At 57.4% G+C, this 23,802-nt stretch carries 23 protein-coding genes, 2 tRNA genes and 2 pseudogenes; 7 read left to right on the plus strand and 20 right to left on the minus strand.

Features of this window, described 5'->3' with window-relative positions; all coding sequences use genetic code 11:
• The first annotated feature begins 457 nt into the window (after positions 1–457).
• The 4 genes and pseudogenes from ACVW0Y_RS14910 to ACVW0Y_RS14925 all read left to right on the plus strand — a co-directional run bounded on the left by ACVW0Y_RS14910 (position 458) and on the right by ACVW0Y_RS14925 (position 3,470).
• A complete protein-coding gene (locus ACVW0Y_RS14910; RefSeq protein ID WP_457439096.1) occupies positions 458–1,327 on the plus strand; it encodes an SPFH domain-containing protein in 870 nt (289 codons plus the stop codon).
• Positions 1,328–1,711: 384 nt separating this feature from the next.
• Positions 1,712–2,664, plus strand: a pseudogene (locus ACVW0Y_RS14915) (TIGR02677 family protein).
• Positions 2,665–3,135: 471 nt separating this feature from the next.
• Positions 3,136–3,306: a DUF4406 domain-containing protein gene (locus tag ACVW0Y_RS14920; RefSeq protein ID WP_457439097.1), complete on the plus strand. Its 171-nt coding sequence runs from the start codon at positions 3,136–3,138 to the stop codon at positions 3,304–3,306.
• Entirely contained in the window at positions 3,303–3,470 is a 168-nt protein-coding gene (locus ACVW0Y_RS14925) for a hypothetical protein (protein ID WP_457439303.1), read from the plus strand. The genes ACVW0Y_RS14920 and ACVW0Y_RS14925 overlap by 4 nt, the downstream gene beginning before the upstream one ends.
• Positions 3,471–3,542: 72 nt before the next feature.
• Here ACVW0Y_RS14925 and ACVW0Y_RS14930 read toward each other — a convergent pair whose 3' ends face one another.
• The gene (locus ACVW0Y_RS14930; RefSeq protein ID WP_457439098.1) at positions 3,543–3,926 is read right to left on the minus strand and encodes a hypothetical protein; all 384 of its coding nucleotides are present in this window, start codon (positions 3,924–3,926) and stop codon (positions 3,543–3,545) included.
• A 113-nt stretch (positions 3,927–4,039) separates the two neighbouring features.
• On the opposite strand from ACVW0Y_RS14930, the gene ACVW0Y_RS14935 reads away from it, so the two are divergent.
• Both ACVW0Y_RS14935 and ACVW0Y_RS14940 read left to right on the plus strand, forming a co-directional pair.
• Positions 4,040–4,252: a hypothetical protein gene (locus ACVW0Y_RS14935; RefSeq protein ID WP_457439099.1), complete on the plus strand. Its 213-nt coding sequence runs from the start codon at positions 4,040–4,042 to the stop codon at positions 4,250–4,252.
• Positions 4,252–5,362 (plus strand): annotated as a pseudogene (locus ACVW0Y_RS14940) (tyrosine-type recombinase/integrase). The gene ACVW0Y_RS14935 and the pseudogene ACVW0Y_RS14940 overlap by 1 nt, the downstream one beginning before the upstream one ends.
• Positions 5,363–5,439: 77 nt before the next feature.
• On the opposite strand, the gene ACVW0Y_RS14945 reads toward ACVW0Y_RS14940, so the two are convergent.
• The 10 genes from ACVW0Y_RS14945 to ACVW0Y_RS14990 all read right to left on the minus strand — a co-directional run bounded on the left by ACVW0Y_RS14945 (position 5,440) and on the right by ACVW0Y_RS14990 (position 13,195).
• Positions 5,440–5,516, minus strand: a tRNA-Pro gene (locus tag ACVW0Y_RS14945).
• Between the two features lie 92 nt (positions 5,517–5,608).
• Positions 5,609–5,965, minus strand: a complete 357-nt coding sequence (locus tag ACVW0Y_RS14950; protein WP_108096684.1) for a MerR family transcriptional regulator — start codon at positions 5,963–5,965, stop codon at positions 5,609–5,611.
• On the minus strand, positions 5,946–6,248 hold the full coding sequence (gene ihfA, locus ACVW0Y_RS14955) for an integration host factor subunit alpha (RefSeq protein ID WP_003243414.1): 303 nt from the start codon (positions 6,246–6,248) through the stop codon (positions 5,946–5,948). The genes ACVW0Y_RS14950 and ihfA overlap by 20 nt, the downstream gene beginning before the upstream one ends.
• A gap of 3 nt (positions 6,249–6,251) precedes the next feature.
• The gene (pheT, locus tag ACVW0Y_RS14960; protein WP_457439100.1) at positions 6,252–8,630 is read right to left on the minus strand and encodes a phenylalanine--tRNA ligase subunit beta; all 2,379 of its coding nucleotides are present in this window, start codon (positions 8,628–8,630) and stop codon (positions 6,252–6,254) included.
• 38 nt (positions 8,631–8,668) lie between these two features.
• Positions 8,669–9,685, minus strand: a complete 1,017-nt coding sequence (pheS, locus tag ACVW0Y_RS14965) for a phenylalanine--tRNA ligase subunit alpha (RefSeq protein WP_457439101.1) — start codon at positions 9,683–9,685, stop codon at positions 8,669–8,671.
• Between the two features lie 95 nt (positions 9,686–9,780).
• On the minus strand, positions 9,781–10,137 hold the full coding sequence (gene rplT / locus ACVW0Y_RS14970; RefSeq protein WP_108096687.1) for a 50S ribosomal protein L20: 357 nt from the start codon (positions 10,135–10,137) through the stop codon (positions 9,781–9,783).
• Between the two features lie 29 nt (positions 10,138–10,166).
• Entirely contained in the window at positions 10,167–10,361 is a 195-nt protein-coding gene (gene rpmI / locus ACVW0Y_RS14975; protein WP_042552869.1) for a 50S ribosomal protein L35, read from the minus strand.
• Between the two features lie 60 nt (positions 10,362–10,421).
• Positions 10,422–10,973, minus strand: coding sequence for a translation initiation factor IF-3 (gene infC / locus ACVW0Y_RS14980; RefSeq protein ID WP_177411407.1), 552 nt, complete (start codon positions 10,971–10,973; stop codon positions 10,422–10,424).
• Positions 10,973–12,895 carry a threonine--tRNA ligase gene (gene thrS / locus ACVW0Y_RS14985; RefSeq protein WP_457439102.1) on the minus strand — a complete coding sequence of 641 codons (1,923 nt, stop codon included), beginning with the start codon at positions 12,893–12,895 and terminating at the stop codon, positions 10,973–10,975. The genes infC and thrS overlap by 1 nt, the downstream gene beginning before the upstream one ends.
• Positions 12,896–13,118: 223 nt before the next feature.
• Positions 13,119–13,195: transfer RNA gene (locus ACVW0Y_RS14990), tRNA-Val, on the minus strand.
• 183 nt (positions 13,196–13,378) lie between these two features.
• Between ACVW0Y_RS14990 and ACVW0Y_RS14995 the strand changes: the two genes are divergently transcribed.
• On the plus strand, positions 13,379–14,662 hold the full coding sequence (locus ACVW0Y_RS14995) for an NAD(P)/FAD-dependent oxidoreductase (protein ID WP_457439103.1): 1,284 nt from the start codon (positions 13,379–13,381) through the stop codon (positions 14,660–14,662).
• Positions 14,663–14,719: 57 nt separating this feature from the next.
• Here ACVW0Y_RS14995 and ACVW0Y_RS15000 read toward each other — a convergent pair whose 3' ends face one another.
• The 9 genes from ACVW0Y_RS15000 to ppsA form a co-directional block, all read right to left on the minus strand.
• Positions 14,720–15,391, minus strand: coding sequence for a peptidase C39 family protein (locus ACVW0Y_RS15000; RefSeq protein WP_457439104.1), 672 nt, complete (start codon positions 15,389–15,391; stop codon positions 14,720–14,722).
• Positions 15,392–15,514: 123 nt separating this feature from the next.
• Positions 15,515–16,549, minus strand: a complete 1,035-nt coding sequence (locus ACVW0Y_RS15005; protein ID WP_457439105.1) for an OmpA family protein — start codon at positions 16,547–16,549, stop codon at positions 15,515–15,517.
• A gap of 107 nt (positions 16,550–16,656) precedes the next feature.
• Entirely contained in the window at positions 16,657–17,247 is a 591-nt protein-coding gene (gene sigX / locus ACVW0Y_RS15010; protein WP_457439106.1) for an RNA polymerase sigma factor SigX, read from the minus strand.
• Positions 17,248–17,340: 93 nt separating this feature from the next.
• Positions 17,341–18,165, minus strand: coding sequence for a mechanosensitive ion channel family protein (locus tag ACVW0Y_RS15015; RefSeq protein WP_457439107.1), 825 nt, complete (start codon positions 18,163–18,165; stop codon positions 17,341–17,343).
• A gap of 2 nt (positions 18,166–18,167) precedes the next feature.
• The gene (locus tag ACVW0Y_RS15020; protein WP_457439108.1) at positions 18,168–18,413 is read right to left on the minus strand and encodes a CrfX protein; all 246 of its coding nucleotides are present in this window, start codon (positions 18,411–18,413) and stop codon (positions 18,168–18,170) included.
• 53 nt (positions 18,414–18,466) lie between these two features.
• On the minus strand, positions 18,467–19,462 hold the full coding sequence (locus ACVW0Y_RS15025) for a zinc transporter ZntB (protein WP_457439109.1): 996 nt from the start codon (positions 19,460–19,462) through the stop codon (positions 18,467–18,469).
• A gap of 47 nt (positions 19,463–19,509) precedes the next feature.
• Positions 19,510–19,998, minus strand: coding sequence for a ribonuclease E activity regulator RraA (rraA, locus tag ACVW0Y_RS15030; RefSeq protein ID WP_457439110.1), 489 nt, complete (start codon positions 19,996–19,998; stop codon positions 19,510–19,512).
• 101 nt (positions 19,999–20,099) lie between these two features.
• The gene (locus tag ACVW0Y_RS15035; RefSeq protein WP_457439111.1) at positions 20,100–21,098 is read right to left on the minus strand and encodes an alpha/beta fold hydrolase; all 999 of its coding nucleotides are present in this window, start codon (positions 21,096–21,098) and stop codon (positions 20,100–20,102) included.
• 146 nt (positions 21,099–21,244) lie between these two features.
• Positions 21,245–23,617, minus strand: coding sequence for a phosphoenolpyruvate synthase (gene ppsA, locus ACVW0Y_RS15040; RefSeq protein ID WP_457439112.1), 2,373 nt, complete (start codon positions 23,615–23,617; stop codon positions 21,245–21,247).
• Between the last annotated feature and the right edge of the window lie 185 nt (positions 23,618–23,802).

Below are 23,802 nucleotides of genomic sequence, written 5' to 3' on the forward strand. Positions count from 1 at the left end.
TCAGATCAACTTCAGTCTCTCGTCAGCGGGAGGCGAATTCTACAGCGTTTCAAACCGCTGTCAACACCCTCTTTACACCGCTTTCGATCAACTCACCCGATCGACTAACAGGACCAAACCTCAACCCTGTCAGCCCGGCGCATTCTACGCAGATCACTCTGCTTTGCAACCCTTAATTTTTAGCTAACCTATTGATTAACAAGAAGTTTTAAGAGCCTTCCGCGCCGGAAGTGGTGCGCATTATAAGCATCCACAAAAACCCGTCAAGGCATTATTGAAATGATTCTGCGATCCAGTAGAAAACTGAGAAGAAGCCAGCAGGCAAGTCTGCCTTCAAGGGAGAAGACTCCATGGCTCAGTGACTCAATTGGCAGACCTCGCTCTCCTCTATCTATAAGCTTGCCTTCGTCGGGCCTCTCAACCCTGGAATGATCAGAACCTCTATAAAGGAAGGCGTATGCAAGGATTCAACAGTAAGGCCATCGGAGTGGTGATCGCCGTACTCATTGCCCTAGGTGTAATTTCCACCTCTTGGTACACCGTCGACGAAACCGAACGTGGCGTACTGCTGCGCAACGGTGCTCTGGTTGGCGTCATCGAACCAGGCCTCTCTTTTAAGACACCCTTTATCGAAACGGTAAAATTCATCTCCGTGCAAAGTCAGGCTACTTCCTACCGGGAGCTGCAGGCCTACAGCAAGGACCAACAGACCGCCACTCTTCAGGTGTCGGTGTCGTGGCACGTAGTCCCAGGTGAAGTTTCCAAGGTGTACACCCAGTATCAGGATCTAGACGGTCTTGTTTCCCGCCTTATAAGCCGCCAAGTTCCTACCCAGGTAGAAAACGTTTTCGGCCAATACAACGCGGTAACCGCGGTACAGCAGCGCGGAAAATTCGTCGCCGACGTCGCGAAAGCTATTAAGGAGTCAATTAACGGCCCCGTGGTGATTGATGGCGTCCAAGTCGAAAATATTGATTTCAGTGACGACTACGAACGCTCCATTGCGCTGCGCATGAAGGCCGAGGTGGAAGTAAAAACCCGCGAACAAATGCTGGCGACAGAACAAGTCCAAGCGCAGATTCGCGTCACACAAGCCCAGGCCGAAGCCGATTCCAAACTGGCCGAAGCCAAAGCAGACGCCGAAGCCACTCGACTGCGCGGTGAAGCTGAAGCCGATGCCATTAAAGCGCGGGCTCAAGCGCTCTCCAGCAACCAGAACCTAGTGGAGCTGACCAAAGCCGAGCGCTGGGACGGCACCTTACCGACAACCATGCTGCCAAACAGCGCCTTACCCTTTATTGATGCGACCAAGCGAAGCGAGCAATAACGCCGAAAGTGGATGTACAAAGGCCTACATCGTGTAGGCCTTTTTTGCTTCTGACAGACGCGAAACAAACCCAACCTATACTCGTGCCGCCCCACTTCCGCTACATCGTTGCGAAAACGGCTGACTACTGCCTGACGACGGCCGCTCAGCAACTCCTTGCGAATGCTTGGCAAGCGCAAGAAAGAACTTAAGAATGGCACCATCACTCACGTGACGACCGTCACTGGAGCAGCTTTGGTGATTCGCGACTCAGCTTGGCAGGACGCTAGCTCAGGCCTGTTTCGCCACGCCACGGCGGAGAAGGGAGGCCTCTATCGCGCCATATAGGAAGTCTTCGCGGCCGCCAAGCGCCAGTAACGCCTGCAACTGCGCCCCGATGAGGTAATCGCTGAGGCTAGCTGGACCAACAGAACGCCACCGTCGCAAGAAAAGGTCTCCGCAGCGCTGACTCAACTGGCGGCGTGGGGCAACCTTGAATCGCAGCCGGACATGACCCGAGTGTCCACGCTCAATGACTACTACCGCGCGCGTTACCTTTACCGGCTTTCGCGCGGAGGCGAAGCAGTAGAGGCAAGCCTCGTCGCATTCGCTGAAAGCCTGCGCCCTCGTGCCGAACTGCAGACAGTCGCCCTCGAAGACATCGATAGCCGCTTGCAAGCCCTGCAGCGGCTAATCGACGAAGCACAACCCAACGCCCTCGTAGACACCCACAAGGCACACGAGATTCTTCGCGACCTGGTGCGGGTGTTCAAGGTCTTGCCGAAAACGCTCAAGCATTCATGGCGGGCGTCGCTCGCAGCCTGGAGTTGCAACAGGCGGATGCGACCACATTGGTCGCTTATAAGCGTCGCCTGATCGACTATCTGGAACGTTTCATGGGCGATCTGATTCGCCGCTCCGACGCCATTGCCCGCAGGCTGCTGGCGTTATCAACCGCCATCGAACCCATCCTGCTGCAAGTGTCTGGCCGCGAAGCGCGCGACGCAGCTCCTGATGATGCAGGCGAACAGGCGCAACAAACGCAACGTCACCTGAATAACTGGCGTGAACGCTGGAAAGGTCTGCGAGGCTGGTTCTTGGCCAGTGGCAACGAGCCGCCGCAAGCAGAGTTGTTACGCGCCCGTGCTCGCTCGGCAATTCCGCAATTGTTAAGTGCAATCGCGGTAGTCAATGAGCGACGCAGTGGCCGCAGTGGCCGCAGTGGCCGCAGCGACCGGTCGGCCGACTTTCGCGTCCTTGCGCAATGGTTCGCCGCCTGCTCCCGCGATGACAATGCCCACCGCCTGGCGCGCGCGGCCTTTGCACTGCAACCGGCACGACATTGTCCTTTTCACTAAAGCTCTGGGTTGAGCTTTCCAGTAGTGGTGATAGACCATCAGACGGCTACTTGCCACCCGACACCCGACTTTTTAGCTATTTGCTGTAAGGGAACAGCAGGCGTTTCCATAGACTCGGCCGCGGTGGCCTCGTCACCCTGCGAAACACCTTCAGCACCGCATCAGAACCAACCTCCAGCTCTCGAAGGCTTCGCCGGTTCTTCTCCATCTCGCGAATAACCAACAGCGCCAGCTGAGTTTCTGTCTCCGTAAGCTTTTCCGTCTCGCCCTACCCCTTCCAATAACCACTTACCAATCACGCTAGCAGGTGAGGAATTCCCGTGCGCCGAATCTACCTTTCCTGGCCAATGACCGGCCTCCCCGACTTCAACTACCCAGCCTTCAACGCCGAAGCCGCACGCCTCCGGGCCCTGGGCTACGACGTGGTGGAATCCAGCCGAGAACCCGCCGCAAGCATCCTGGGCCGACTACATGCGCCAGGACATTCCGCAGCTGCTCACCTGCGACACCCTGGCCCTGCTGCCGGCCTGGCGCAACTCGCGAGGTGCCAAGCTCGAACACCACATCGCGGCCCAGCTGGGAATCTTCAAGGTCAGCACTGCAGATATCCGGCAACCAGCAGTACAGGCGATGCCCGCATGAGCACGAACCGATCCATCATCTTCACCGAAGAACCACTGGCGGAAGCGCTCGGCAAGGTCCAGTCGGTGCTTGAGATGAGCGTCGAGCTGATAGCGCAATGCGTGTTGGGCGACATCAAGCCCGTACTGGCGCGAGGAAAATGGATGGTTCGTAGGGTCTTTTGAGATTGACGACTTTACGCCTTTCGAATGGCAGCCCTTGCCATCCTCGCCAGCGAGGGTGGGGGAATGAGCAGGTCACTGCCCTGCCTCGCGCCTGAACTCTTCGCGGGTGGGCATCGTCCAGTCGGAGGGCCGTCTCTCGTATATCGAATCGGGGTGCTTGTCGCCTTCGTAGGCGAACAATAGTAGGTAAAAAATCAGCGCCAGGGCCGCCAGGGCTGCTCGAGCAGCAGGGTGTGCATCTCTGCCAAGGCTACCCGGGCCAATGGTAATTGTGCTCCCCCGGAGGTAAGCAAAGATCGCCTGGGCGAACAGTGCGTGCCCTAACAGCATTCCCCAGAAATTCTGAGAGTCGTTGCTGAACCGCATGAAAACACTGGTCAGCGAGGCCGTAACCATCAACGCCAGTATCAGGTATCGATAGCGTTTTAAAAACGGAAGGGCAGCATCCAGCCGCATACAGTCTTGCTCCTTCAAGTAAACGATTCGCCAGCATTGTCCCACGCTACAGCTGCAAACCCCATTCCCCACTCCCCTACAGCCTGCCGGTGATCGGCAGGAGGAGAATCCCTATGCGCAAAGAACTGATCAAAATCAGTGAGTTTCGCCGGCACCGGTGGGGCCAGAACGGCACACCGCCCTGCTCCCAGGCCATCAGGAACTACATCCGCAACGGCCAGATCCCCGGCGAGCAAATTGGCAAACTCTGGTATATCGACTGGGCTGCCTTCCAACAGGCCGGCGGCAATGACCTGGTCGCGATGGTATTGAAAGGAGCTGCATGATGTCCCCACTGTCGCGCAACAAGTCGAATAAGGGACTGCCACAGAACCTCTACTTCGACGACCGCCGGAGCACCTACCGCTACCGGCGACCCACGGATGGCAAGTGGTTTCAGTTCGGGGTCGACCGCCTGAAAGCCATTGATGCGGCCAAGCAGCCGAACCTGGCATTCTTGAAAGGCGCAGACCGGGTCGGTGCCGTCTTAGGCGAATCGTCCGAATCGTTCGGGTCGTTCCTCGACGACTACGAGAAGGACGTCTTGCCGCCGCGCGGGCTGTCGAAAGGCACGCTGACCTTGTACGGCGTGCACTACCGGCGGTTTCGCCGGGAGTACGCCAGCAAGGCCATGGACCAGATCACCATCCGCATGGTCGCATGCATTGCTGGACCCGCTCACCCCTAGCACGGCCAACCAGTGCCGGGCGTTGCTGGTGGACATTCTCAACCACGCCGTGGCCAAAGGCCTGTGTCCGGACAATCCGGCGGCCAGCACCATCGGGCGTATCGAGAAGAAAAAGCGCAAACGCCACACCGTCGAAGGCCTGAAAGCCATCCGCGAACACTCGCCGGCCTGGCTGCAGAACGCCATCGACCTGGCACTGATCACCGCGCAGCGGCGTACAGGCATCTTGGATATGAAGTTCGAAGGGGTTCGGGACGGCCACCTATACGTGGTCCAGAAGAAAACAGCCAAGGCCAGCGATGCGGCGTGGATTCGCTTCAAGACTACCCCCGAGCTGCAGGCCGTCATCAGCCGCTGCGGCGACGACACCGTGTCGCCGTACCTGGGGCACCGGAAAACCGAGCGCAAAACCAGAAGCAGACAGAAACGAAGGACCACTGGACCAAGGTGGAAGAGCGGTACCTGACCAGGGCATTTAAGGAGGCGCGCGAGGCGGCGGATTGCTACAAGGTTGGACTGACGAGGAGATGCCGGGCTTCCACGAAGTTCGGGCGCTGTCGCTGCGCCTGTACAAAAAACCGGGAAGGACGGGCAGAAGATTGCCGGGCATGCCAGCGAGGAGATGACCAAAAACTACCAGCGCGATCACGCGGAAGTGGTGTGGTCTGAGGCGGTTCCGGACTTGGATATCAGCGATATCGCCGGTTAGTTTTGCGCGGGTTTTGCGCAAGCCGGAAATGAAAAAGGGGACCAGCACCGTAAGTGACTGATCCCCTTCACAAATTATGGTCGGGACGGAGTGATTCGAACACTCGACCCCTAGCACCCCATGCTAGTGCGCTACCGGACTGCGCTACGCCCCGACGGTACATCTGAAACGCTTCCCAACAGCTCGAAAGCGGATCGGACTATACATTAAGCTTTTGAAAAGTGGAAGTTTTTCGAAAGCCAAGTGTTACTTACGCAAAACCAGCAGAACCTCTTCCAATTCGGCAATCATCTGCCGAATAAGCTGCTTATATTGCGTGGTGTCATCTTTTGCCTCATCCCCCGACAGGCGCTGGCGAGCGCCGCCGATGGTGAAGCCCTGATCGTAAAGAAGGGCTCGGATCTGCCGAATCATCAGCACATCCTGGCGCTGGTAGTACCGACGGTTGCCGCGCCGCTTTACCGGGTTAAGCTGGGTAAATTCCTGCTCCCAGTAACGCAGCACATGCGGCTTCACCGCACACAGCTCGCTCACCTCACCAATGGTGAAGTAACGCTTACCAGGTATGGGCGGTAACTCGTCGTTATGACTTGGTTCCAGCATAAGCCTCAACTCTGGCTTTTAATTTTTGCCCGGGGCGGAAGGTCACCACGCGTCTTGCCGTGATTGGAATTTCTTCCCCTGTCTTGGGATTCCTGCCAGGGCGCTGACGCTTGTCACGCAAGTCGAAATTGCCGAAACCGGACAACTTCACCTGCTCGTTCAGCTCCAGCGCCTGACGGATTTCCTCAAAGAACAGTTCCACCAATTCCTTGGCTTCCCGTTTATTCAGGCCTAGCTCTTCGTACAGACGTTCGGCCATTTCAGCTTTCGTCAGAGCCCCCATACGCTACTTCCTTAACGTGGCGTTGAACCTTTCTTCAAGCGAGGTAAGGATATTCTGCGTTGTAGTACTCACCTCTTCGTCATTAAGAGTGCGCGATGGATGTTGCCAGGTCAAGCCAACGGCCAAGCTTTTTCTATGCGGATCAATACCTTTACCGTGATACACATCAAATAGCTTGAGGTCCGTCAGATACTCGCCCGCCGCCTCACGAATGGCACCGAGTACAGCATCAGCTGCAATGCTCTGATCAACCAGTAACGCCAGGTCACGACGCACTTCGGGGAAGCGCGACAACTCGTGAAACTTGGGCAGAAGACCTTGAGCCACTTCGGCCAGAACCAGCTCGAAGAGAAATAGCGGCTGTTCAACACCTAGAGTTTTCGCCAGCTCGGGGTGGATCGCACCGACGTAACCTACCAGCTGACCATCACGCTCAACCCGAGCAGTCTGACCTGGATGCAGCGCGGGGTGTTCGCCAGCAACAAAACTGAACGCGCCTTGCGCACCGGAGAAACCCAGAAGCGCTTCAACGTCGGCTTTGGCATCGTAAAAATCGACGGTTTCGCGACCGTGCGCCCAACCTTCAGCCAAACGCGAACCGCAAATCACACCGGCGAGCATCGCTTCTTGCTTCAGTCCTTCAAGCTGCCCAACAAAACGCAGGCCACTTTCGAACAAGCGCACGCGGGTTTGCTGGCGGTTCAGGTTGTGCTGAACGGATTTGACCAGACCTGGCCACAACGAAGAACGCATCGCCGCCATATCCGAGGAAATCGGGTTGGCCAGCATCAACGGCTCCACACCTGGAGTGAACAAGGCAAACAGCTGAGGATCGATGAAGCTGTACGTGATCGCTTCCTGATAACCGCGGGCGACCAGCAGACGACGCAACGCTGGCAGCTCGGCCCGCGCTTCAGCCTTAGGCTGAGGTGCCAGGCGCGCTTGCGGGTAGCGAACGGGCAGGCGGTTGTAGCCGTAGAGACGGCCCAGTTCTTCGATCAAGTCGACTTCGAGGCTGATATCGAAACGATGACTTGGCACCACAACTTGCCATTGGCCTTGCGCCGCAGCGCTCACCTGCAAGCCCAGCGCAGTCAGCAAGCGCTCGATTTCGCCAGCATCCATTTCCATGCCAAGCATTTGATTGATGCGCTCGGCACGCAGGGTGATGGAGGGAGTCGTCGGCAGATCGGTGGCACTGGCCACTTCGATGATTGGACCAGGCTCGCCGCCAACGATTTCCAGCAGCAAACCGGTTGCACGCTCCATCGCCTCGCGGGCCAGACGCCAATCCACACCGCGCTCGAAACGATGCGAGGCATCGGTGTGCAGGCCATACGAACGCGCCTTACCGGCCACGGCGATGGTGTCGAAGAAGGCACTTTCCAGGAACAGATCGCGAGTACCGGCGGCAACGCCGCTGTGCTCGCCACCCATCACGCCGGCAATTGCCAAAGCGCGCTGATGGTCAGCGATTACCAGGGTGTCGGCGCGCAGCGCTACTTCCTGGCCGTCGAGCAGAATCAGCTTCTCGCCCTCTTCCGCCATACGCACACGGATACCGCCATTGATCTCATTGAGATCGAAGGCATGTAGCGGCTGACCGAGCTCGAGCATCACGTAGTTGGTGATATCCACGGCCGCATCGATGCTGCGAACGTCAGAGCGACGTAGGCGCTCGACCATCCATAGCGGGGTCGTCTTGCTCAGGTCGACATTGCGAATCACACGACCGAGATAACGCGGGCACGCCTTGCTGGCGAACACCCCAACAGGGATCACTTGATCGTGAGCGGCCGGAACCACTGCCACAGCAGGACGGCTAACTGGCGCGGCGTACAGCGCCCCTACTTCTCGCGCCAGACCTGCCAGCGACAGGCAATCGCCACGGTTAGGGGTGAGGTCGACTTCGATACTGGCGTCATCCAAACCCAAATAAACGCGTAGATCCTGGCCAACAGGAGCGTCGCCGGACAGTTCCATCAAGCCGCTATTCTCATCGCTGATCTGCAGCTCGGACGCCGAGCAAAGCATGCCGTTGGATTCAATGCCACGCAGCCTGGCTTTCTTGATGTTGAAATCATCAGAGAGCTCGGCACCGATCATGGCGAACGGCACTTTCAAGCCAGCGCGCACATTCGGCGCACCGCAGACAACCTGGAAGGTTTCTGAGCCATTGCTTACCTGGCAGACGCGAAGCTTGTCAGCATCCGGATGCTGTTCAGTGCTCAGCACTTCACCGACCACGACACCGCTGAACACGCCGGCGACCAACGCAACGCTGTCGACCTCAAGACCGGCCATGGACAAACGCGCTACCAACTCATCACGGGAAACCGACGGATTTACCCAACTACGCAGCCATTGTTCGCTGAATTTCATTCTGTTCTTCTCCTAGAAAACGTTAACGGGCATGCGACCTAGCGAAATTGCGCAAGGAATCGCAGGTCGTTGTCGAAGAACAGACGCAAGTCGTTAACGCCGTAGCGCAGCATGGCCAGGCGCTCAACGCCCATACCGAAGGCAAAACCTTGGTATTTTTCCGGGTCGATGCCGGACATTTTCAGCACATTCGGGTGCACCATGCCGCAACCCATGACCTCGAGCCAACCGGTTTGTTTGCACACACGGCAGCCTTTACCGCTGCACATCACGCACTGCATATCGACTTCAGCGGACGGCTCGGTGAAAGGGAAAAAAGACGGACGGAAACGCACGCCCAGGTCTTTCTCGAAGAACACCCGCAGAAACTCTTCGATGGTGCCTTTCAGGTCAGCGAAGCTGATGTCCTGGTCGACCAGCAGACCTTCCACCTGGTGGAACATCGGCGAGTGGGTGATATCCGAATCACAGCGATAAACGCGACCCGGGCAGACGATGCGGATCGGCGGCTGCTGGGATTCCATGGTGCGCACCTGAACCGGCGAGGTGTGAGTGCGCAGCAACATGTTGGCGTTGAAATAGAAGGTGTCATGCATTGCCCGCGCCGGGTGGTGGCCAGGAATGTTGAGCGCCTCGAAGTTGTGGTAATCGTCTTCGACCTCAGGGCCTTCGGCAATGCCGTAGCCAATGTGAGTGAAGAACTGTTCGATACGCTCAAGCGTACGAGTGACAGGGTGCAGCCCACCGGAGGACTGACCGCGGCCTGGCAAGGTGACGTCGATGAATTCGGCAGCGAGCTTTGCGCTCAAAGCTGCTTGCTCAAGCAATTCCTTGCGGCTGTTGAGCGAGTCTTGCACACGGTCCTTGGCGGCGTTGATCAGCGCACCGACCTTAGGGCGATCTTCGGCTGACATATTGCCCAGGCTCTTCATTACCTGAGTCAATTCGCCTTTCTTGCCGAGATACAGAACCCGGATTTGCTCCAGGGCATTGACGTCTTCTGCGCGCTGAACGGCCTCTAGTGCTTGAGAGACCAGCGCATCCAGGTTTTCCATTTACAGACTCCAGATACGAAATAGGGGAAGAGCTCGAAGGCTCTTCCCCTATTGGTGACGTTTAGCACCGGGCGAGCCCGGTGATTGTCGGGGACTTAAGCCAGAACGGCTTTCGCTTTCTCGACAATCGCAGCAAACGCCGCTTTTTCGTTCACTGCCAGATCAGCCAAAACCTTACGGTCGATCTCGATAGCTGCCTTTTTCAAGCCAGCGATGAAACGGCTGTAGGACAAACCGTTGATGCGGGCGCCAGCGTTGATACGGGCGATCCACAGAGCACGGAATTGACGTTTTTTCTGACGACGGTCGCGGTAGGCGTATTGGCCTGCCTTGATTACCGCTTGTTTGGCAACGCGGAACACGCGCGAACGTGCACCATAGTAGCCTTTAGCGAGTTTCAGAATTTTTTTGTGACGACGGCGAGCAACAACGCCACGCTTAACACGAGCCATGAGTAACTTCCTCTAATTCTTGACCGAAATTAACGAACGCGCAGCATGCGCGCGACCTTTGCCACGTCAGACGGATGCACCATGGTGCTGCCGCGCAGATGACGCTTACGCTTGGTCGACATTTTGGTCAGGATGTGGCTCTTGAAAGCGTGCTTGTGCTTGAAACCGGTAGCGGTTTTCAAGAAACGTTTAGCTGCACCGCTTTTGGTTTTCATTTTTGGCATGTTCGGATACTCCGCATTCAGTTGATAAACATAACCGCAAGGCCTGCCGTGCCCTGGTGGTTATTTCTTCTTTTTGGGGGCGATGACCATGATAAGTTGGCGTCCTTCCATCTTCGGGTGCTGCTCAACGGTGCCGTATTCAGCAAGGTCACCTTCAACCCGCTTCAACAACTCCATGCCCAGCTCCTGATGCGCCATCTCACGGCCGCGGAATCGCAAGGAAACCTTGGCCCTGTCCCCATCACTAAGGAAACGTACCAGGTTGCGTAGTTTTACCTGGTAATCCCCTTCTTCCGTCCCTGGACGAAACTTGATTTCTTTAACCTGAACCTGTTTCTGGTTCTTCTTCGCTGCGGCAACCTGCTTCTTCTTTTCGAAGATCGATTTGCCGTAATCCATTACGCGACAGACCGGTGGAACCGCATCAGCGGAGATTTCTACCAGGTCCAGCTTGGATTCTTCAGCGATTCTAAGCGCTTCATCAATCGAGACGATGCCAATTTGCTCGCCGTCAGCGCCAATTAACCGAACCTCGCGTGCCGAGATATTCTCGTTGATCGGGGCTTTCGGTGCAGCTCGTTTATCTTGTCTCATTTCACGCTTAATAATAATTACTCCGAATCTTGGCGACCACGCCGGGAAACCGCTTGCGTAAGGAACTCAGCGAATTGGGCGACTGGCATGGAGCCAAGGTCAGCACCTTCTCGCGTACGCACAGCGACAGTTTGCGTTTCAACTTCCCGATCTCCGATAACCAAGAGATACGGAACCTTGAGCAAAGTATGCTCGCGGATTTTAAAGCCGATTTTTTCGTTTCTCAAGTCAGACTTGGCACGGAACCCGCTTTGATTGAGGCTTTTTTCAACCTCAAGCGCAAAATCAGCCTGTTTGTCGGTGATATTCAAAATCACCGTCTGAGTAGGCGATAGCCAAGCCGGGAATGCACCTTCGTAGTGCTCGATCAGCATGCCGATAAAGCGCTCGAACGACCCCAGGATTGCGCGGTGCAACATAACGGGGTGCTTGCGGCTGTTATCTTCACTGACGAATTCAGCCCCCAGACGCACTGGCAGGTTGAAATCGAGCTGCAGGGTACCACACTGCCATACGCGTCCCAGGCAATCCTTCAAAGAGAACTCGATCTTCGGACCGTAGAACGCACCCTCGCCCGGCTGCAGATCATATGGCAGGCCAGCACTATCCAGCGCAGACGCCAGAGCGGCCTCAGCACGATCCCACAACTCATCGGAGCCCACACGCTTTTCAGGGCGAGTCGATAGCTTGAGCTGAATATCGGTGAAGCCGAAATCTGAGTACACATCCAGGGTCAACTTGATAAACGCGGCCGACTCCGCCTGCATTTGCTCTTCGGTGCAGAAAATGTGGGCGTCGTCCTGAGTGAACGCGCGAACCCGCATGATGCCGTGCAGCGCACCCGACGGCTCGTTACGGTGGCAGGCACCGAACTCAGCCAGACGCATCGGCAGCTCGCGGTAGCTTTTCAGCCCCTGATTGAATACCTGCACGTGGCATGGGCAGTTCATCGGCTTAATCGCGTAATCGCGGCTTTCCGACTCAGTGGTAAACATGTTTTCGGCGTAGTTGGCCCAGTGCCCGGATTTCTCCCACAGGCTACGGTCGACAACTTGCGGCGTCTTGATTTCGAGGTAGCCGTTCTCACGCTGAACTTGGCGCATGTACTGTTCAAGCACTTGGTACAACGTCCAACCGTTCGGATGCCAGAACACCATACCCGGCGCTTCTTCCTGGGTATGGAACAGGTTCAGGCGCTTGCCGATTTTGCGGTGATCGCGCTTTTCAGCTTCTTCAATACGCTGAACATAAGCAGCCAGCTGCTTCTTATCTGCCCAGGCAGTGCCGTATACGCGCTGCAACTGCTCGTTCTTGGCATCGCCGCGCCAGTAGGCACCGGACAGCTTGGTCAGCTTGAATGCCTTAAGGAAACGAGTGTTCGGCACGTGCGGACCGCGGCACATGTCGAGGTATTCTTGGTGATAGTAGAGGCCCATCTGCTGGGTATCAGGCATGTCCTCGACCAGACGCAGCTTGTATTCCTCGCCGCGAGCGGAAAACTCAGCGATGACTTCGGCACGCGGAGTCATCTTTTTGACCACGTCGTATTCGGTATCGATCAGCTGGTGCATACGCGCTTCGATCGCGGACAGGTCGTCCAGCGTAAAGGGGCGCTCGTAGGCGATATCGTAATAGAAGCCTTCTTCGATGACCGGACCGATCACCATGCGCGCAGTCGGATACAGCTGCTTGACCGCATGCCCCACCAAGTGAGCGCAGGAGTGACGGATAATTTCCAGCCCCTCTTCGTCCTTCGGCGTAATGATCTGCAGAGTGGCGTCGCTGCTGATGAGATCGCAGGCGTCTACCAGCGTACCGTTGACTTTGCCAGCCACGGTGGCCTTGGCCAGACCGGCACCAATGGATTGAGCCACCTCGGCTACGGAAACCGGGTGATCGAATGAACGCTGACTGCCGTCGGGAAGAGTAATAACAGGCATGGCGCTTCCTCTCCTAGTGGTGACCCCTACCAAAGGTCACATGGGTTGGGATGAGCCAGTACGCGATCCGGCGGTATACCCGCCTCACAGTGGCAGGAGCCCGAGGGCCAACCTGAACCGAACCGCAGTCACTGGGGATTTTTAGGACCTTGGATGCTTTCAGAAAGCCGCAGCCCTGACAAGCGCCCAATAAAAAAGGGTCACCGAAGTGACCCTTTAAATTTGGTAGGCACGATTGGACTCGAACCAACGACCCCCACCATGTCAAGGTGGTGCTCTAACCAACTGAGCTACGTGCCTGCAATGGAGGCGCATTCTACGGAGGCAGCTAAAAGAGTCAACTCTTTTCTCGCTAACTACCTGAATAAACGTATTTTTTACTGTTCAGAGCGGCGTTTTATATTTTGCACGGAGGCTAGCCGGGCATTTTTATCTCAGGTAGCATCGGCCGATTCGTAAAAAATATAAAACAGAGGTTGCAAGATGGCACACACTTCTTATCCGCAGTCTTACTACGCCGCGTCGGCCAATGCCGTACCCGCCAGACCCGAGTTGGTCGGCGACGTAGAAACCGATGTCTGTGTTGTGGGTGCAGGTTACACCGGGCTTTCCACCGCCCTCTTCCTCCTGGAAAACGGCTTCAAAGTCACCATCGTTGAAGCCGCCAAAGTTGGCTTCGGCGCCTCCGGCCGCAATGGCGGTCAGATCGTCAACAGCTACAGCCGCGATATCGACGTCATTGAGCGCACCGTCGGCCCGAAGCAGGCGCAACTCCTTGGCCAGATGGCGTTTGAAGGTGGTCGCATCATTCGCGAGCGCATCGCCACCTACAATATTCAGTGCGACTTGAAGGACGGAGGCGTGTTCGCAGCCATCACCAAAAAGCAGATGGGCCATCTGGAATCGCAAAAAAAGCTCTGGGAACGCTACGGCCACACCCAGCTTGAGCTGATGGATAGCACGCGCATCCGCGAAGTGGTCAATACCGAGAATTACATTGGCGGCATGCTCGACATGAGCGGCGGCCACATCCACCCGCTGAACCTGGCGCTCGGCGAAGCCGCGGCCGTTGAATCTCTGGGTGGTGTTATCTACGAACAAACCCCTGCCACTCGCATCGAGCGCGGTGCCAACCCTGTAGTGCACACGCCGCAGGGCCGAGTGAAAGCCAAGTTCGTGGTCGTCGCCGGCAACGCTTACTTGGGCAACCTGATTCCGGAGCTGTCTGCCAAATCGATGCCATGCGGCACCCAGGTGATTACCACCGAACCGCTGAGCGACGAAGTCGCCGCCAGCTTGCTGCCGCAAGACTACTGCGTGGAAGACTGCAACTACCTGCTCGACTACTACCGCCTCAGCGGCGACAAGCGCCTGATCTTCGGCGGCGGCGTGGTGTATGGCGCTCGTGATCCGGCCAACATCGAAGCCATTATTCGCCCCAAACTGGTGAAAACCTTCCCACAGCTGAAGAACGTGAAGATCGACTACGCCTGGACCGGCAACTTCCTACTCACCTTGTCGCGGCTGCCGCAAGTGGGTCGCCTGGGCGACAACATCTATTACTCCCAAGGCTGCAGCGGCCACGGTGTTACCTACACCCATCTGGCGGGAAAGATTCTGGCCGAATCCCTGCGCGGTCAGGCTGAACGCTTCGACGCCTTCGCCGGCCTGCCGCACTATCCGTTCCCGGGCGGCCATATGATGCGCGTACCGTTCACCGCGATGGGCGCCTGGTACTACAGCCTGCGCGACAAGCTCGGCTTCTAAGTTCGAATGCAGAAATGAAAACGGCGCCTCGAGGGCACCGTTTTCATTTTCAGCTATTTAATGTGCGCCGTGCTCAAGTGCTTCACGGGCATTACCAGCGGCCAGCTTCTGGCCTGCTTGCTCAAGCTGCGACACCGCACTCAACCAGCGTTGCCGCTCGACATTCGCTGGCAACTGCGCCGGCGCCTGAATCAGCACAGCCCAATTGCCGAGCTTATCCCAGGCCGCCTGGAAGTCTTTGAAGCTCACCACCAGCCGACGACTCATCCCGGAACGCAACAGCAAGCGCTGCTTGACCCGGTCATAACCGACGACCACAGCGTAGTGCGGCGAGGACACCAGACTGCTGTCATCCAACCGCGCCAGCACCGGGTAGCCAGCCGACACCTGCTCCAATACATCAGCCAATCGCGAAGACAGAGGATAAACGAGCAAACCGTGCTCGTTTACCACGCGGTTCAAGTTCTTCTCTATCGCGGTTTCCTGGCCCGGCAAGCGCATTTTTTTGGCCACCAACCCAGGCGTGGTCACCACATCCTGCTGGGACAACATCATCGCCACCGCACCGGGAGCGCCCTCGAAAGCAGTCTCGGCAAAAAACGGCACCGCATTCAACTCGACACGCTCTGGCAACGCACGTACTTCGGGCGCAACCACCACCTGCGAGGAGCAACCAGCCACCAGCAGCAACACACTGCCCGTCAGCAGTAACGATCGAAGTCTCGACACCTGCGCATGCTCCCGATTAATCCATGAAAGGCCCGAATCATACATGGGCGACCAAGGGCAAACCTTTATTCCGGGCAAAGAAAAGCCCGACCTAGGCCGGGCTTTTCTGAAACACCGCGCTAATTACTTAGCTTGGGCTTCTACTTCAGCTTCTACGCGACGGTTTACAGCGCGGCCAGCTTCGGTAGCGTTATCCGCAACCGGCTTGGACTCGCCGTAGCCAACAGCGTTAACGCGCTCGCCACCTACACCGTACTGGTTAACCAGAACTTCACGAACGGCGTTAGCACGACGCTCGGACAGTTTTTGGTTGTAAGCGTCAGTACCAACGGAGTCGGTGTGACCTTCAACAGTGGTGGAAGTCGCTGGGTACTGCTTCATGAAGTCAGCCAGGTTCTTGATATCGCCGTAGCTTTCTTCTTTGACTTTCGCTTTGTCGAAGTCGAATTTCACGTCCAGCTCAACGCGAACAACTTCAGCAACAGCTGGGCAGCCATCTGCATCAACGGTTACGTTGGCAGCGGTGCCTGGGCACTTGTCGACGTTGTCGCAAACGCCGTCGTTGTCGCTGTCGGAGCAGACTTCTGGAGCAGGAGCAGCAACTGGCTCAGCTGCTTTTTTGCCGCCACCGAAGTTAACGCCGATGCCGACGCTTGGTGCCCACTCGGTGTCGCCTTGGTCGATGTTGTACTGAGCTTCAACGCCAGCACGGGCGTAGAAGTTGTCGGTGAAGTAAACCTTGGCACCGCCGCCAACGTTGGCGAAGGTGGAACCGTTACGGCCACCAGCGCCGTTCTGGCCAATGCTCTGGTCCGAGAAACCAGCGGAAACGTACGGACGAACAACGTCGCCCGGAGCGTTGAAGTGGTACAGGGCGTCGAGAGCAGTGTTCGAGCCTTTGATGTTACGGCCGTCTTCGCTGCGAGCGTTGTGGACTTCGTCGTAACCCAGACGCAGTTCAACTTCGTCGGTCAGGAAGTAACCGATGGAACCACCGAACAGGTTGCCGTTGTTTTTGAAGTCACGAGCGCTGTCGAACATTTCCTTCTTGGCGAAGCCTTCAACTTCTACTGCACCTTGGCCTTGGGCCAACGCCTGAAGAGAAGAAGCAGCAATCAGCGAGCCGATAACAACGCCTAAGGTGTTTTTAAATTTCATCCGTAAATCCCTATCTTGGTGGTCAGTAAGTTGTCTGACAAACGCAAGACAACTCAGGCGGCGATTCTAACAGGAATCGCCTGGTCGGTTAGAGGTATTTCACCCAACTAAGTTTCGGCTATCCCCGAAAATTTTTCCCGCAAACGATCGAGCGCCCGTTTATATCGCATCTTGGTTGCGCTCAATCCCATGTGCATGATGTCGGCAATCTCTTGAAACTCAAGCTCTGCGACAAATCGCAGCACCAGAATCTCTCGATCAATGGGATTCACATGCACCAACCAACGGTCGAGGCCGCCAGGCTCCTGGGCTACAGGAGCCTTTTCTTCAGAAGCCTCTTCCAAAGGATCCAAACTAAGGGCGTCCAATAAACGTCTTTTTCGCCGCTCTTTCCGGTACTGGGTAATGCACTCGTTGTAGGTAATGCTGTAAAGCCAAGTCTTGAACTTTGACTTGCCTTCAAAATTCTTCAAGCCATATAAAACTTTCAACATTACTTCTTGACAGACGTCGTCGGCATCCCGGTCGTTTCCGAGATAACGCGCACATACGTTAAATAAAGTGCGTTGGTAACGACGCATTAGCTCTTCATATGCCCGCGTAATGTGGAACAACTCCACATGCGCACGCGCCACCAGCTCTTCATCCGAGAGCTCGCGGGGGTCATAGCGGGAAGATAGCGTTTGAGCTTTATTCAAAACGAGTCGGGCCGGCAGTCTGGTGAATAGCCGCCACAGCCTTGAACCTCAGACAGTCCAGGATGGCGGCATACATTAGCAGGGATTGGCGTGTCAGCGGCTGCTCACCCGTTGCTCGAGAATTTCGCGATTGGCCAGCGAAACCAGCTCGCCGTCATCCGTCAGCAGGATGGTCTTAACAGTACCGATTTCTTCGATCTGCCCTTCCACCTCGCCCACCTTCAGCTGCTGCCCGACCTCATACAGCTCACGCACATAGATACCGGCGAGAATCTGCGCGGCGATGTCACGGCTACCCAGGCCCAGGGCCAGTGCCACGGCCAGACCAACGGAGATCAGCACGATGGCGATGACATTGTTGAGCAGGTCGGTTTTGACTTCGAGCTGACCGATCGCGACCGAAATGCTGAGAATGATCACCAGGCCCTGAGCGATACGCCCCAGACCGTTGGCGTAATCCAGTCCGACACCGTCGGCGGCACTGCGTACCAGGCCACTGACCAGTTGCGCCAGCAAGATACCGATCACCAGCACCATCGCCGCGCCAAAGACCTTGGGCAGGTACAGTGCCAGCACGTCGAGGGTGGCGGATACCCGCTGCAGCCCCAGCGACTCCGCAGCCGAGACCAGGAAAACCAGAAGAACGAACCAGTAAACGATCTTGCCGATCAAGGCCGAGACCGGCACCTGGATGCCGGCACGGCCGATCAGTTTAGTCAGCCCCGTACCCGCCATCAGGCGATCCAGGCCAACCTTACCGAGCAGTTTGGACAGCAGGGTGTCGAGCAACTTGGCCACGACAAACCCCAGCAAGACCAGAATAAGCGCCACGAACAGGTTGGGGATGAACACGGCAACCTTGGTCCACAGGGCGGCCATCGCCTCTTTCAGGCTTTGAGTCCAGAGATCGAGTTCCATGTTCAGTCAGCCTTATTGGGATTACGAGCGGAGGAAGTGCGGCGAGATACCGGGGCTACGTGATCGGAGCCGGTGCTGACGGCGATCATCAGCGCTTCGAGGCAACGCCCCATCAGGCCGAACAGGTCGCCGGCACCCACTTGCCGGTTGGCGGTTTTCAACACACGGCCCAGGGTTGCGTCATCGTCGTGGCTGGTAGCCGAGGACTTGAGCAGATCTCGCAGGGATTGTTCGAATGGATCGTGCATGCGCACCTCAGGATTTCTCAGGGCTAGACGCGGCGTAATTTCGCCAAGTCACATCAAACCCAACGCAATCGACGAAAAAGCCACCATTGTCCCAACGCAACCGACGCCATCAACAGGCAGGCCAACAGAAACCCATAGGGGCTTTCAGAACCCGGAATACCGCCAACATTGATGCCCAGCAGGCCTGTGAGAAAACTCATCGGCAGGAAAATTCCGGTGACGATGCCGAAGCGGTACATGGTCCGGTTCATCCGCTCACTCATGCGCCGGCTCTCGGTTTCCAGCACCAGCCCTACCCGCTCGCGGATCAGCTCGAGTTCTTCTAGGTAGCGGGTCAGGCGGTTGTTCAATTCGTTCCAGTAGTCGCTGTCGTCATCGGCAAACCACGGCAATTTGTTGCGTGTCAGTTGGCCGAAGATATCCCGCTGCGGCGCGAGAAAACGGCGCAAGCCTGCCGCTCGACGGCGGATATGCAGCATCTGCCCATGCTCAGGGGTGAAACGCTCATCGGCATCAGCCTGCTCTTCCTGGCTGTCGACCAGCTCAGACAGATCCGCCACCAACGCATCGACCCTGCCGGTCATGTGCTGCGCCAGGTACAGCATCAGTTCCGAGGCAGTTTTCGGCCCCTTGCCCGCTTCCAGTTCGGCAATCAGGTCTTCGGTGGCATGCAACGGGCGCAGGCGCAGTGAGATGACCCGCTGGGCGGCGGCAAAAATGCGCACCGAAACCATGTCTTCCGGTTCGGCACCAGGGTTCAGGTTGACCCCTCGCAGAAACAACAGCAGTTCGTCATTGGGCAGCGGCAACAGGCGCGGGCGGGTGTTCTCCTCCAGCAGCAAGTCGCAACTGAATTCGTTCAAGCCACTGCCGTCGCGCAGCCAGGCGTGGGTTTGCGGATGGCCGCGATCCCAGTGCAGCCACAGGCTTTCTTGCGCCTGTAACGTCAGCCCATCAATTTGCTGGCGGGTGACCGAGCGAGCACCGCCCTCGCCGTCCAGCACAAAAGCATGGACCAGCCCCCATTGCGCATTGTCTTCTTCGTGCATTCCCTATCCCTTAACAAAAAACCCGGTTTTCACCGGGTTTCCTAGCCTTACGCAGGCATCTTCAACGCTTGCGGCGAGATGATGACGCCGTTGTTGTCGGCATACACGAACTCACCCGGGCGGAAGGTTACGCCACCGAAGGTCACGGCTACGTTGAGGTCGCCAATGCCGCGCTTTTCGGTCTTCATCGGGTGGCTGGCCAGCGCCTGCACGCCCAGTTCGGTCTGCGCGATGACATCGACGTCACGGATGCACCCGTAGATCACCAAGCCTTCCCAGCCATTCTTCGCGGCTTTTTCCGCGAGCATGTCACCGAGCACCGCGCGACGCAGCGAGCCACCCGCGTCCACCACCAGGACTTTGCCTTTGCCTGGCAGGTCGACCTGGTCTTTGACCAGCGAGTTGTCTTCGAAGCACTTGATGGTGACGATTTCACCACCAAAGGAGTCGCGGCCGCCGAAATTGCTGAACATCGGCTCGACTACCTGCACCAGCTCCGGGTAGGCGTCGCACAAATCGGGAGTGACGTATTGCATGGGAAAACTCCTTGATAGGTTTTGGAAACCGCTTGTTCAAAGCTCTACTGGTTCAAAGCTCTACTGATTCAAAAGTTCAATACGGCGCCATCTTAGCCGCGTCACTGCGGCGATGAAACGTCCTGTTCAGCGGGTTCCAGCGCATCAGGCAGGCGCAAATGGCGCAGCCAATGTTCAGCCAGCGGCCAGACTTCCTCTTGCGCTGCCTTGCTGACCAGCATTTCGACATGGCCGAAATCATCGCTAAAGCCCTGCTTCTTGCCGAGACAGAGAAAACGCCGGCGCTCGGAACCGAACTGTTCGAGCAACTTGCGACAGCCCCAGGCCGGGTCCTGCAGGTCGCCATCGGCCCCCACAGCCAGCACCGGCACGTTGACCTCGGCCAGACCTTTCCACCAATCGTTCTTCTTGCCCTCGCCAAAGCGGCCGAACAGGCCGTGCCAGCGCAGGCTTTCGCGGATCAGGCCGATCGGCTCGTCTTCCGGGCCACGCTTGAGGCGTGAGCCGGAAATCACCGATACGCCCTTGAGCAACAGGCGCGCACTCCACTCCACCAGCGGCACTTTCAACGGCCAGTAGACGCGGCTGATCTGGCTGCCGAACAAGGCCACTGACGCCACGTCGTCTGCGTCGAGGTAACGCCCACCCAGCGCACCGGCCAGGGTAATACCGCCCAGCGAATGGCCAATCCAGTGCGGTGCCTGGCCGCTTTGCTCACGCACAAAGGCGGCAATGGCTGGCAAGTCGTAGCGGACGTAATCGGCGACCTTGTTGTGTCGGTACTCGAGATTGCGCGGCGACAAGCCGTGGCCACGCATTTCGGCGATCCACACATCGAAGCCGGCACGCGCCAGGTAAGGCCCCAGGCCAACGCATTTGGGCGAGTACCAGAAGCGCCGGTTGGAAAAGCTGCCAGGGATCAGAATCACCGGCACGCCACGGTTCTCGCCATGATCAGCCATACCCAGACGGGTCAGGGCCAGTTCCACGCTGAAGTCGGGGCTATTGGAGGGTTTGAGACGGTATACGTCCTCACTGAGATCGCCACGAAACTCGGCGCTCATCAAGGCTACGGGAAACAGTTCACTGCTACTTTGCATGCGGATCGACTGACAGAAAAAACTTGCAGAAAAAAGGGCGGGAATGGACCCGCCCTTCTTTGGTGTTTTTGTTGGGCTTCGCTGCGCTCAACCCAACTTACGCATCAACCGTAGGTTGGATTGAGCGCAGCGAAGCCCAACGAACCTCAGGCCTGTTGGCCTTCAGCCAGGAAGAACCAGGTTTCCAGCACGGAGTCCGGGTTCAACGACACGCTTTCGATGCCCTGTTCCATCAGCCATTTGGCCAGGTCCGGGTGGTCCGAGGGGCCCTGACCGCAAATGCCGATGTATTTGCCCGCCTTGTTACAGGCCTGGATGGCGTTGGACAGCAGCTTCTTAACCGCCGGATTACGCTCATCGAACAGGTGCGCGATGATCCCGGAGTCACGGTCCAGACCCAGGGTCAACTGGGTCAGGTCGTTGGAACCGATGGAGAAACCGTCGAAGAACTCAAGGAATTCCTCGGCCAGAATGGCGTTGGACGGCAGTTCGCACATCATGATGATGCGCAGGCCATCTTTGCCACGGGACAGACCATTGGCCGCCAGCAGGTCGATTACCTGGCTGGCTTCGCCCAGGGTACGCACGAACGGCACCATGATTTCGACGTTGGTCAGGCCCATCTCATTGCGCACTTTCTTCAGTGCGCGGCATTCCAGTTCGAAGCAATCGCGGAACGACTCGCTGATATAACGCGAAGCCCCACGGAAGCCCAGCATCGGGTTCTCTTCTTCCGGCTCGTAGAGCTTGCCGCCGATCAGGTTGGCGTATTCGTTGGACTTGAAGTCCGACAGACGCACGATGACCTTCTTCGGCCAGAACGCCGCGGCCAGGGTGCTGATGCCCTCAACCAGCTTCTCGACATAGAAGCCGACCGGATCGTCGTAACCGGCGATGCGCTTGTCGACGCTGTCTTTGATTTCCGGCGGCAGACCGGCGTAGTTGAGCAGCGCCTTGGGGTGCACGCCGATCATGCGGTTGATGATAAATTCCAGACGCGCCAGGCCGACACCGGCGTTGGGCAACTGGGCGAAGTCAAAGGCGCGGTCCGGGTTGCCGACGTTCATCATGATCTTGAACGGCAGATCGGGCATGGCATCCACTGAGTTGGTGCGGATGTCGAAGCCCAGCTCACCTTCGAAGATAAAACCGGTGTCGCCTTCAGCGCAGGACACAGTCACGCCCTGGCCATCGCTCAGCACCTGGGTGGCGTTGCCGCAACCCACAACAGCCGGGATACCCAGTTCACGGGCGATGATCGCCGCGTGGCAGGTGCGCCCGCCGCGGTTGGTGACGATGGCGCTGGCGCGCTTCATCACGGGTTCCCAGTCCGGGTCGGTCATGTCGGAAACCAACACGTCGCCTGGCTGCACCTTGTCCATCTCGGACACGTCGTTGATCACGCGCACTTTACCGGCACCGATCTTCTGGCCAATGGCGCGACCTTCCACCAGCACTTTGCTGGTTTCTTTGAGCAGGTAGCGCTCCATCACGTTGGCAGTGGTGCGGCTTTTCACGGTTTCCGGACGCGCTTGAACGATGTACAGCTTGCCGTCGTCGCCGTCTTTGGCCCACTCGATGTCCATCGGGCGGCCGTAGTGTTTTTCGATGATCAGCGCTTGTTTGGCCAGTTCGGTGACTTCGGCATCGCTCAGGCAGAAACGGGCGCGGTCGGCACGGTCGACATCAACGGTTTTCACCGATTTGCCGGCCTTGGCTTCGTCGCCGTAGATCATCTTGATGGCTTTGCTGCCCAGGTTGCGACGCAGGATCGCCGGGCGGCCTTCTTCCAGGGTTTTCTTGTGAACGTAGAATTCGTCCGGGTTGACCGCGCCTTGCACCACGGTTTCGCCCAGGCCGTAGGCGCCGGTGATAAACACCACGTCACGGAAACCCGATTCGGTATCCAGGGTGAACAACACGCCGGCCGTGCCGGTTTCCGAGCGCACCATGCGCTGCACGCCAGCCGACAGGGCCACCAGCTTGTGGTCGAAACCCTGGTGTACGCGGTAGGAAATGGCGCGGTCGTTGAACAGCGAGGCGAACACTTCCTTGGCCGCACGAATGACGTTTTCCACGCCGCGGATATTCAGGAAGGTTTCTTGCTGGCCAGCGAAGGAGGCATCTGGCAGGTCTTCGGCGGTGGCCGAGGAGCGAACCGCGACAGCCATGTTCTCGTTGCCATTGGCCATGGCGGCGAAGGCAGTGCGGATTTCAGCGTTGAGGCGTTCAGGGAATTCCGCTTCCATGATCCATTGACGGATCTGCGCACCGGTTTTGGCCAGGGCGTTGACATCATCGACATCCAGCGCGTCGAGCGCGGCATGGATCTGCGCGTTGAGGCCGCTCAGTTCAAGGAAATCACGGTAGGCTTGGGCGGTGGTCGCGAAACCACCGGGGACCGAGACGCCAGCGCCTGCGAGGTTACTGATCATTTCGCCGAGGGATGCGTTCTTGCCCCCCACGTGCTCCACATCATGGACGCCGAGCTTATCGAGGGAAACTACGTATTCAGCCAAGGTGATCTCTCCACTAACGGTGTTGGACTAGCTCAGACCCTATTTACTCTCACACCCTGCTGCGTACAGATTGCAGCCCTGTGTGACGGTGGCCTGGCCCTGGAAAATAAGTAACAATGCCAACCGGCATGGCTTCGATCAAAAGGGGGCCTATCATAGCCAAGAATCATCCTTAGCTTAAGGCC

The organism is Pseudomonas sp. TE3786, from assembly GCF_054057335.1.